The organism is Bartonella sp. TT29SHDZB (assembly GCF_042193395.1).
Lineage (GTDB): Bacteria > Pseudomonadota > Alphaproteobacteria > Rhizobiales > Rhizobiaceae > Bartonella.
This window is the reverse complement of record NZ_JBHILQ010000144.1, coordinates 1-636: the sequence shown is the minus strand read 5'-3', so window position 1 is coordinate 636 and position 636 is coordinate 1. Positions and strand designations below refer to the sequence as shown.

The window sequence follows — 636 nt, the reverse complement described above, 5'->3', positions numbered from 1 at the left end:
AGCAATATTTTTCAAGAAATTGCAAAAGCGGCTTTTGAAAGCAAAAAAGCAGAGTTGAAAAATGAAGGTAAAAACGGCCGCTGGTTTTCTCCACTAGAGTTGCACGTGATTCCACACATAGGCAGCCTATCTATAGAAAAATTAACGGCTAATATCATTCGCAATGTTCTCTCACCCCTTTGGCATGAAAAAGCAGATACAGCACGAAAAGCGTTAAACCGTATTAACATTTGCTTGAAATATGCGGCGGCTCTTGGTTTGGAAGTTGATCTACAAGCTTGTATGAAAGCACGCGCCCTTTTGGGAAAACCCCGTGCTACACCAACAAATATTCCTGCTATGCCATGGCAAGAAGTTCCGGCATTTTATCAGAGCTTGGATGATAATATCCTTTCAAATTTAGCACTGAAGCTCTTGATTTTGACTGGAGTACGGTCGTATCCATTGCGCTATTTGCGTCTCGAACAAATAGATAAAGATATATGGACGATACCAAAAGAAAACATGAAAGGTATTGTAGGGAAAGTTTCAGACTTTCGCGTGCCACTAAGTGATGAAGCTTTGAGAGTTATTGAAAAAACTCTCCCCTTTGAAAAGAATGGTTTTCTCTTTTCTGGTCTTAGAGGCAACCCCATT

General features: G+C 40.3%; 1 protein-coding gene. It reads left to right on the top strand.

The window, feature by feature from the left end; genetic code table 11:
* A partial coding sequence (locus ACFIJJ_RS10015; protein WP_375646851.1) for a tyrosine-type recombinase/integrase occupies nt 1-636 on the top strand: 636 nt, incomplete at both ends.